General features: G+C 63.6%; 11 protein-coding genes. All 11 read left to right on the top strand.

The features are described from left to right. A partial coding sequence (locus tag A3IG_RS34110) for an RHS repeat-associated core domain-containing protein (RefSeq protein ID WP_322887983.1) occupies positions 1-618 on the top strand: 618 nt, incomplete at its 5' end. A gap of 2 nt (positions 619-620) precedes the next feature. Then, complete coding sequence (locus tag A3IG_RS34105) at positions 621-1,046, top strand: hypothetical protein (RefSeq protein WP_157862339.1); 426 nt, start codon at positions 621-623, stop codon at positions 1,044-1,046. A 163-nt stretch (positions 1,047-1,209) separates the two neighbouring features. Then, positions 1,210-2,193, top strand: coding sequence for a HEAT repeat domain-containing protein (locus A3IG_RS34100; RefSeq protein WP_157862340.1), 984 nt, complete (start codon positions 1,210-1,212; stop codon positions 2,191-2,193). Between the two features lie 1,224 nt (positions 2,194-3,417). Next, positions 3,418-3,891, top strand: coding sequence for a DUF7919 family protein (locus tag A3IG_RS34095; protein ID WP_456154798.1), 474 nt, complete (start codon positions 3,418-3,420; stop codon positions 3,889-3,891). 325 nt (positions 3,892-4,216) lie between these two features. Beyond that, positions 4,217-4,912, top strand: coding sequence for an alpha/beta fold hydrolase (locus tag A3IG_RS0105640; protein WP_018382568.1), 696 nt, complete (start codon positions 4,217-4,219; stop codon positions 4,910-4,912). A 782-nt stretch (positions 4,913-5,694) separates the two neighbouring features. Then, complete coding sequence (gene rpsJ, locus A3IG_RS0105635) at positions 5,695-6,003, top strand: 30S ribosomal protein S10 (protein ID WP_014144312.1); 309 nt, start codon at positions 5,695-5,697, stop codon at positions 6,001-6,003. 14 nt (positions 6,004-6,017) lie between these two features. Further along, a complete protein-coding gene (gene rplC / locus A3IG_RS0105630) occupies positions 6,018-6,662 on the top strand; it encodes a 50S ribosomal protein L3 (RefSeq protein WP_018382567.1) in 645 nt (214 codons plus the stop codon). A 4-nt stretch (positions 6,663-6,666) separates the two neighbouring features. Next, positions 6,667-7,350, top strand: coding sequence for a 50S ribosomal protein L4 (rplD, locus tag A3IG_RS0105625; protein ID WP_018382566.1), 684 nt, complete (start codon positions 6,667-6,669; stop codon positions 7,348-7,350). Further along, positions 7,350-7,697 carry a 50S ribosomal protein L23 gene (rplW, locus tag A3IG_RS0105620; protein WP_018382565.1) on the top strand — a complete coding sequence of 116 codons (348 nt, stop codon included), beginning with the start codon at positions 7,350-7,352 and terminating at the stop codon, positions 7,695-7,697. Before rplD ends, rplW begins: the two co-directional genes overlap by 1 nt. Before the next feature lie 38 nt (positions 7,698-7,735). Further along, the gene (gene rplB / locus A3IG_RS0105615) at positions 7,736-8,572 is read left to right on the top strand and encodes a 50S ribosomal protein L2 (RefSeq protein WP_018382564.1); all 837 of its coding nucleotides are present in this window, start codon (positions 7,736-7,738) and stop codon (positions 8,570-8,572) included. Between the two features lie 11 nt (positions 8,573-8,583). Further along, entirely contained in the window at positions 8,584-8,865 is a 282-nt protein-coding gene (rpsS, locus tag A3IG_RS0105610) for a 30S ribosomal protein S19 (protein WP_018382563.1), read from the top strand. Positions 8,866-8,894: the final 29 nt, after the last annotated feature.

Below are 8,894 nucleotides of genomic sequence, written 5' to 3'. Positions count from 1 at the left end.
AACGGCACCATCACCTGGCGCACCCGCACCACCCTGTGGGGCACCACCACATGGCCCCGCAACGCCACCGCCCACACACCCCTCCGCTTCCCCGGCCAATACCACGACCCCGAAACCGGCCTCCACTACAACCACCACCGCTACTACAACCCCACCACCGCCCACTACCTCACCCCCGACCCCCTCGGACTCACCCCCGCACCCAACCCCACCACCTACCCCCACAACCCCCACACCCGGACCGACCACCTCGGACTCGCACCAGACTGCGGGGATGACCTTTATCGGAGCGATACCCGAGAACCGAGTGAGATATTTGAAGTAGGGTTTGAACCGAGGGGTGCGAATATGGACTTGTGGGAGCATGTATCCGGCTGGTCTAAGGACTCCGGGTTTATCTCGACGACTACTTCTCAGGTTTACGCGACTAGTCGCAGTGGAAATACATACATCATACGAGGAGTTGAAGGGATTGATGTAAATCGCGAATTTCCGGGAAATCCATTTTCTCACGAGCGTGAAGTTGCGATACCCGGGCGAGTTGATGCCAAAAAGATCGTCGGATGTTGGCTTCCTGATGGAACGTGGGTGCCGAACCCGAACTATAAGGAAGGTTAGCTGTGACCGAAGTTATTACCCTCGATGCCGTTGACGGCTCTGGTGTTCGCCTGCCCGTCAAGCTGGAAGTGCCTACTGGGCCTCCGTGTGTCATCTATTTGGTTAGGGACGGTTACGAACGTAGGGAGGTTCGCGCGGAAGATCTTTTTGAAGCTATGATCGGCGTCAGGAAGATCCTCGAAGAGGAGGGTCTCTTGTTGTGTGCCCAAGGTGCCATGCCGGATGTATTCCCATCGGGTATGGCGCGTCAGATGGGGGATGGGAGATTTGCTTATCGCTTGAGGCATGGAGAATCTGGCAATTCAGGCGACGAAATGGTGGATATATTTGCTCCAGCCGCCATGGGTGAAGTCGTAACTATTTCCGAGCAGCGGGACGCTGTGTTGAGATTTTATAAATCAATTAGGTTTAAGCCAAGGTCTCTTTAGGTCGCGACGGTGTTATGTGATAGGTGCGGCTGGTGCCTCCAGGTTATGGGCTAGTTGCGTCTCTCCCTGCGCTGAGGCCCGGAGCTGGTCCCCGCTGATCCTGCGGCGCTGACCGGGAGGACTGCCGGACGCACCCGCATGCCCAGAAACTTTTTATCGAGCTATGTTCAAGAAAGAATATCAGCAGCTGGGGCCAAACGGGGAAATCACCCCGAGAGGGGAGAACTTTGTAACTCAGTACCTCGGCTATGCAGAAAGGTTACGGGACAAGGCTTTGGCCATGGCCGGGCGCAAGGGACAAGCGTACATCCAGATGGTGGAATATCAGATGCAGCACGGCACCCTGGATGCGCTGATCCGTGCGGGTCGTGGCTCGGGCGGAAACCTTGCCGAGATCCGGAGTCAGTTCCCTGGAATCCCGCTCAATTTCGCTGATGAAATCGGGGAAAGCGTCGAGTATGTTCATGTGAAACTAGAACGGGGAGGGCTGAACTTTGACCTCCGGGCTGGCTCTGCTGATGTTTTTAATTCAAACATGATTAGTCATAGACTTTTGCATGTAGTGATTGTGTCTTACTATGACGAGTGGCGCGCAGATTTGCCCCCCGCGGGCCGAGCTGCGATCGGCAAAGTGGACGTACTTCTAGAGGGAGGTCCCGTCGATGAAGCGACAGTAAGCCGGGTTACCGCCAGCGAACCAGAGATCCGTGAGGTAGTGGTCAGCTGGCTGCGTGAATTTATTTCCACTGGGGACTGGATTAGATTTGGTCGGTTCGTCAACCTGGCGGCATATATTCGCCCGAATGGGCTCGGAGAACTTATCCGGGAGGTACTCGACTCCGACCTGGGCCCGGTCAACCGTGAGGATTTGGTGGAGATCCTCGGCGAGATCCAGGATTCTTGTGCTGTATCAGTACTAGTCAGAGTTTTCGACCATTCATGGCCTGGGGAGATGTCCTTCCCCTCGCTGAGTCGGAAGTGTATTGAAGCGCTAGGGGCCATTGGTACCGAGGAGTCATTTGCGGCTGCGCGAAGGATTGCAGTCAATGATTCCTACCCGAGTCCCCTGCGCTGGTATGCGGCTATTGAGTTGGGCATCGAGGATAAACTCGGATTCGACGAAAACGAGATGCTGCACGAAGCCTGACTCTAAGATCATCTGTGAGACAGCGGAATCGGCCGATCATGATTGCGAGCACCGGCTGAGACAACGTGTGGTCCACGTTATCAGAGCTACAGGATAGGAGGCCCCACACCAGGACCGGCCCAGATATTTCAATTATCCATGACTTTGCAAGTCCGGGATGGGAAGATCGAGGTGTGCGTTTTCCCGATTTCCGTACCTGGTTGCGTCAAGCGATTGAAGACCTCATCGAGCATGGTGGCTGAGTTGAAGGATTCTCTGAACCTCATTCCGTGGTAACTCGGCCGCTTTCTCGCAGCGGCGCAAGGCCAAGTTGTGTCCCAATGTCGAGCGCTGTCGCCGCGTACCAGCGCAGAAAACTTGATAGGAGTCGTCGGCAGCAACCCTTCGCAAAGCTGCTGCTAATGCAATGGTTCAGAACGAGATGCTTCACGGGTCGTAATTCCAACCCGTGAAAGGAGCCCTCTGTAGATGACATCGGTGTGATGGATAAGGCGAGCATGTTCAAAATTGCCGAAGAATGCGCTGTTGAAGCATCGGGGCTGATGGTGAGATATCTTCCAAGGTTCTGGTTGAACGGGATTACTGTCTCCCCGCACAGGGATGGCAAGGGCCGTGAGCGGCTACTCTCGAGAACCTTCGGAAGTGTCGACTGGCTCTGGTCTGGCGATGACGAAGTTCGTTTCCTAAGCGCGACGGGCCAGCTAGAGAGCTTTGTTCTCACGGCTCCAGAAGTGGCCACCGGTACTTCTTGTGACCCTCACCCTTTGTTGCTTGCTCCCTGCCGTGCCAGCGGACTGAAAGCGCATTGCGCAGATAACTTCGGGTTCGAACCGATGGATGCCCGATGGGTGAGCGATGATGGCAAGCACCTCGTCTGTGTGCGTCAGGACCACCTGTCGCGAATGAGTAGTTACCGGCGCCTACGAGTGGCACGGGATGTGGATTTTATTTTCGGGGACGGAGAGCTTTGTGCATGGGCTCTCCACAATCCGGCTCGATACCTTGTTCATCGACAGGAAATGCCAGAGGATGAACCCTCGCCCCCGGGACTGCACAGAGCGTTGCGTAACTATCTATCCCTTTTTGTGGAGCCAAACATTGACGCAATGCAAGAGGGCGACCCAAAGATTCTTCATGACCTGGAAAGGCTCCAGTGTCAGCTCAGGGATGTGCCACAGGACCCCCGCAGAGATGTGCTCATTTCGCGAGTCAACTCCTTCTGTGATGAATGGTATGGGTGGCCTGGGTGGCGCCGAGGAGGGAAGTAGTTTGGTTCACTTCGCCGACCTCTCGCCCTACGTATTTCTCTCGAATACCGTTCCTGTCGGGATCGTGGCCTTAAATGTCGGCTGGCTGAGTAGTCATCGAGATTTCGCAAGAGGGGTTGTCCCGGAGGGTTTCCTCGATGCTCTCGCCGATCTCTGTCTGTGGAACCGGCGAGCGGTCACGCGGGGATGGCATACATGCAATTTCGAGCACTCCGAAGAACGATCAAAATCCCCGGCACTGTGTACGAGTGATGGAAACCGCCACCGCCTGGGTGGCGCAGAAGTTCGAGTGATCTGTCGTGATGGTCGTTGGCTGGTCGCACCAGATATGGTGCTTCACTACATTGTGGAGCATGGATACCTGCCGCCTGAGGATTTTGTCGAAGGGGTGCTAGCCCGTCGCTCGGCGCCGGAGTACTACGGCGAATGAAGCTGTTCGGCACAGACGTCACACCGTGTCGGTCCTTGCCCTGGAAGTCGGTATCTGGCGCAACTGGATAATTGGCCCGAGGCCGGTCTCTTGTCGCCTTCGACCACCACGAACGTCAGACCCAGTCATCTGACCGTTGATGAAGGCCACTGTTCATCTGCCGCCCTCTTGAGCCATTGAGGTGCCTGGGCGCGGGGCCTACCGGATCTGCGGCAGGGTGCTCTGGATCGGGGCCGGGCCTGGTTCCGATCCAGCAGGCGTCCCTCCCGACGCCCCCCGCCCGTCAGACGGGGGAACTGTCGGACCGCGCCGTTATGGTGCGGGCATGGCGAACTTTGTGCTGGTTGCGGGGGCGTGGCTCGGGGCGTGGGCCTGGGACGAGGTGGTGCCGGAGCTGCGCGCGGCCGGCCACGGGGCCCATCCGGTGACGCTGTCCGGGCTCGCGGAGAAGAAGGGGGTGCCGGCGGGGCAGCAGACCCACGTGCAGGACGTCGTCGGCGAGGTCGAGCGCCTCGACCTGCGGGACGTGGTGCTGGTGGGGCACAGCTACTCCGGCATCCCGGTCGGTCAGGCCGCCGAGCGGATCGGTGACCGGCTGGCGCGTGTGGTCTTCGTTGACTCCAACGTCCCGACCGACGGGGAGTCGTTCGTCTCAAGCTGGCCAGGTGGCCGGGACGTGGAGGCGTCGGTGGCCGACGCCGGGGGGTTCTGGGTGCCCCTGACCGCGGCCGACTGCGCGGGACAGGGGCTCACCGACGAGCAGGTGGCGCGGCTCGTGGGCGGCTCGACGCCACACCCGGGGGCGTCGCTGACCGAACCCGCGGTGCTGGCGCGCCCGCTGGGCGAGCTCCCCGCGACGTACATCAAGTGCCTGCTTGACGGGGCCGAGCCGAACCCGGACGTGGTCAAGCTGCTGACCAGCGAGCACTGGCGGCTGGTCGAGATGGACACCGGGCACTGGCCGATGTTCTCCCAGCCGCGGGAGCTGGCACGGACCCTGCTGGACGCCGCCGGGGAGTGAACGCCGGGGCGCCTGTCAACGGGGGGCGGCCCCGCGCGTCCCTGTCCGGGCACCGTGCCCATGGGGTGAACGGGCGCGGGAGCGAGCTGGCCGGTGGGGCGCTCCTCCGGGTGCCCCACCCCGGAGCGGGGACAGCGGGGGCGCCGGACCCGGGATCGCCGGGCCGGCGCCATGCCCGGCGGGGGCCCCGACGCTCCGGAGCCCAGGCGCTCGGTGGTGGCTGTGCCCCGGCGGATGGCCCAGAAGGGCAGATGGCCCGGAAGGGCAGGTGGCCCGGAAGGGCAGGTGGCTCAGAAGCACGCGTGGCCCAGAAGCCCGGGTGGCCCGGGCACGCGGGGGGGTGGGCGTGGGCCACTCGAGGGTTCGACCTGTCCCAGGGTTCGGCGGGCTCCGGAGGGGGTAAAACCACCTTTCGGGCCCCGATTGGCCGCCGCCATGTCCCGTATGGCACACTAGCCAAGTTGCTCGGTTGAGTGCCGATGCTGCGCGCCTCTCGCCGGGAGGACCGGAAGCGAGTCCCACAGTACTCGTCGCCCCTTGTGCGGGCGGAAGTACGGGAATCTTCCGGGAAGCGTCAGCGGGGTGCTGGCCAGGCACCCGGTGGGTGTCCGCCCCCGGTCCGCGGTCACGGCCGCGTCGTTGCTCTTCCCACTGCGGGATCTTCCTGCCCGCGGTGAACTACGGGAAGAAGCGCGACACGCCCGACCGCGTGGGTCGGAGAGCGGGTAGTCGCCCACCTGGGTTCCAGAGCGTTTTCGAAGAGACAGGACTACGAAGCAGCCATGGCGGGACAGAAGATCCGCATCCGGCTCAAGGCCTATGACCACGAGGTCATCGACTCCTCGGCGAAGAAGATCGTCGAGACGGTGACCCGGACTGGTGCGCAGGTCGCGGGCCCGGTGCCGCTGCCCACTGAGAAGAACGTGTACTGCGTCATCAAGTCGCCGCACAAGTACAAGGACTCGCGCGAGCACTTCGAGATGCGCACGCACAAGCGCCTCATCGACATCCTCGACCCCACGCCGAAGACCGTCGACTCGCTGATGCGACTCGACCTGCCGGCCGGTGTCGACATCGAGATCAAGCTCTGAGGGACGCACCGGAAATGGCTAAGCAGATTAAGGGCGTCCTGGGCGAGAAGCTCGGCATGACCCAGGTCTGGGACGAGAACAACCGGGTGGTCCCGGTGACCGTCGTCAAGGCCGGGCCGTGCGTCGTGACCCAGGTGCGCACCGCTGACCGGGACGGCTACGAGTCCGTCCAGATCGCCTTCGGCGAGATCGACCCGCGCAAGGTGAACAAGCCACTCAAGGGCCACTTCGCGAAGTCCGGGGTGACCCCGCGCCGCCACCTGGTGGAGCTGCGGACCTCGGACGCGGCGGAGTACACCCTGGGCCAGGAGATCACCGCCGAGGTGTTCGAGTCCGGCACCAAGGTGGACGTGACCGGCACCAGCAAGGGCAAGGGCTTCGCGGGCGTCATGAAGCGCCACAACTTCCGTGGCCTCGGCGCCGCGCACGGTACCCAGCGCAAGCACCGTTCGCCGGGCTCCATCGGCGGTTGCGCCACCCCGGGCCGCGTGTTCAAGGGCACCAGGATGGCCGGCCGCATGGGCAACGCGCGGGTCACCACCCAGAACCTGACCGTCCACGCCGTTGACGCGGAGAAGGGGCTGCTCCTGATCAAGGGCGCCGTCCCGGGTCCGAACGGCGGCCTCGTCCTGGTCCGCACCGCGGCCAAGGGGGCTTGAGGTAATGAGCACCATTGACATCCTTTCGCCGGCCGGCGAGAAGACCGGTAGCGTCGAACTCCCCGCGGAGATCTTCGACGCCCAGGTCAGCGTCCCGCTGATCCACCAGGTCGTCGTCGCCCAGTTGGCCGCCGCCCGCCAGGGCACCCACAAGACCAAGACCCGTGGCGAGGTCCGCGGCGGTGGCAAGAAGCCGTACCGCCAGAAGGGCACCGGCCGCGCCCGCCAGGGCTCGACCAGGGCCCCGCAGTTCGCCGGCGGTGGCGTGGTGCACGGCCCGGTGCCGCGGGACTACTCGCAGCGCACCCCGAAGAAGATGAAGGCCGCCGCGCTGCGCGGGGCCCTGTCCGACCGGGCCCGGCACGACCGCGTGCACGTGGTCACCGGCGTGGTTGACGGCGACAACCCGTCCACCAGGTCCGCCCGGACCCTCTTCGGCAAGCTGAGCGAGCGCAAGAACCTGCTGCTCGTGGCCGAGCGTTCCGACGAGGCCGCATGGCTCTCGGCGCGCAACCTGCCCCAGGTCCACATCCTGGAGCCGGGCCAGTTGAACACGTACGACGTGCTCGTCTCCGACGACGTGGTCTTCACCAAGGCCGCCTTCGAGCGGTTCGTCGCAGGTCCCGCCAGCGGCAGGTCGGCAACCGCCGTCGCCCGGGAGAGCGAGCTCGAGGGGAGCGACGCCTGATGAGCGAGGCGACGATCACGGCGACCGCCGGCGGCGGCGTCACCAGCAAGACGTTCCAGGACCCCCGGGACATCCTGCTCAAGCCGGTGATCTCCGAGAAGAGCTACGCGCTGCTCGACGAGAACAAGTACACGTTCCTCGTTGACCCGCGGGCGAACAAGACCCAGATCCGGCAGGCCGTCGAGGCGGTCTTCTCCGTGAAGGTCCTGGGCGTCAACACCATCAACCGGCAGGGCAAGCGCAAGCGCACCCGCACCGGCTTCGGCAGGCGCAAGAACACCAAGCGGGCCATCGTGACGCTGGCCGAGGGCGAGCGCATCGACATCTTCGGCGGCCCGGTCTCCTGACGGAGTCCGAGTCGTCCGGAATCGGACGGGACTGAGAAATGGGTATCCGCAAGTACAAGCCGACGACCCCGGGCCGTCGTGGCGCCAGCGTCGCCGACTTCGTCGAGATCACGCGGTCCACGCCGGAGAAGTCGCTGGTCCGCCCGCTGCACAGCAAGGGCGGTCGGAACAACGCGGGCCGCGTCACCGTGCGCCACCAGGGCGGCGGTCACAAGCGCGCCTACCGCGTCATCGACTTCCGGCGGCACGACAAGGACGGCGTTCCGGCGAAGGTCGCTCACATCGAGTACGACCCGAACCGCACCGCGCGGATCGCGCTGCTGCACTACGCGGACGGCGAGAAGCGCTACATCCTGGCCCCGGCCAGGCTCGGCCAGGGTGACAGGGTCGAGAACGGCCCCGGCGCCGACATCAAGCCGGGCAACAACCTCCCACTGCGGAACATCCCGGTGGGTACCGTGATCCACGCCATCGAGCTGCGTCCCGGTGGCGGCGCGAAGATCGCCCGTTCCGCGGGCTCGTCGGTCCAGCTCCTCGCCAAGGAGGGCACCTACGCGCACCTGCGCATGCCGTCCGGTGAGGTCCGCCTGGTCGACATCCGCTGCCGCGCCACCGTGGGCGAGGTCGGCAACGCCGAGCAGTCGAACATCAACTGGGGCAAGGCCGGCCGGATGCGCTGGAAGGGCGTTCGCCCGTCCGTCCGTGGCGTCGCGATGAACCCCGTTGACCACCCGCACGGTGGTGGTGAGGGCAAGACCTCCGGTGGTCGCCACCCGGTCTCGCCGTGGGGCAAGAAGGAGGGCCGTACGCGGTCGCCGAAGAAGGCGAGCAACAAGTACATCGTCCGCCGCCGCAAGACGAACAAGAAGCGCTAGGAGCAGTCTCGATGCCGCGCAGCCTGAAGAAGGGGCCCTTCGTCGACGACCACCTGATCAAGAAGGTGGACGTCCAGAACGAAGCCGGCACCAAGAACGTCATCAAGACCTGGTCCCGCCGCTCGATGATCGTCCCGGACATGCTGGGCCACACCATCGCGGTGCACGATGGTCGCAAGCACGTCCCGGTGTTCATCACCGAGTCGATGGTCGGCCACAAGCTCGGCGAGTTCGCGCCGACCCGCACCTTCCGTGGCCACGAGAAGGACGACCGCAAGTCGCGTCGCCGCTGAGCGGGCCCCGGAGGGAAGACGACTGAGAT

It is taken from the genome of Wenjunlia vitaminophila DSM 41686, from assembly GCF_000380165.1.
Lineage (GTDB): Bacteria > Actinomycetota > Actinomycetes > Streptomycetales > Streptomycetaceae > Wenjunlia > Wenjunlia vitaminophila.
The sequence above is the reverse complement of the archived record's forward strand: the minus strand, read 5'-3'. Positions and strand labels throughout refer to the sequence as shown.

Bases quoted from the DNA above. Each gene is read 5' to 3' on its own strand.
- A3IG_RS34100 (WP_157862340.1), top strand. From the start codon at position 1,210: ATGTTCAAGAAAGAATATCAGCAGCTGGGGCCAAACGGGGAAATCACC.
- A3IG_RS34095 (WP_456154798.1), top strand. From the start codon at position 3,418: ATGAATGGTATGGGTGGCCTGGGTGGCGCCGAGGAGGGAAGTAGTTTG.
- A3IG_RS0105640 (WP_018382568.1), top strand. From the start codon at position 4,217: ATGGCGAACTTTGTGCTGGTTGCGGGGGCGTGGCTCGGGGCGTGGGCC.
- rpsJ (WP_014144312.1), top strand. From the start codon at position 5,695: ATGGCGGGACAGAAGATCCGCATCCGGCTCAAGGCCTATGACCACGAG.
- rplC (WP_018382567.1), top strand. From the start codon at position 6,018: ATGGCTAAGCAGATTAAGGGCGTCCTGGGCGAGAAGCTCGGCATGACC.
- rplD (WP_018382566.1), top strand. From the start codon at position 6,667: ATGAGCACCATTGACATCCTTTCGCCGGCCGGCGAGAAGACCGGTAGC.
- rplW (WP_018382565.1), top strand. From the start codon at position 7,350: ATGAGCGAGGCGACGATCACGGCGACCGCCGGCGGCGGCGTCACCAGC.
- rplB (WP_018382564.1), top strand. From the start codon at position 7,736: ATGGGTATCCGCAAGTACAAGCCGACGACCCCGGGCCGTCGTGGCGCC.
- rpsS (WP_018382563.1), top strand. From the start codon at position 8,584: ATGCCGCGCAGCCTGAAGAAGGGGCCCTTCGTCGACGACCACCTGATC.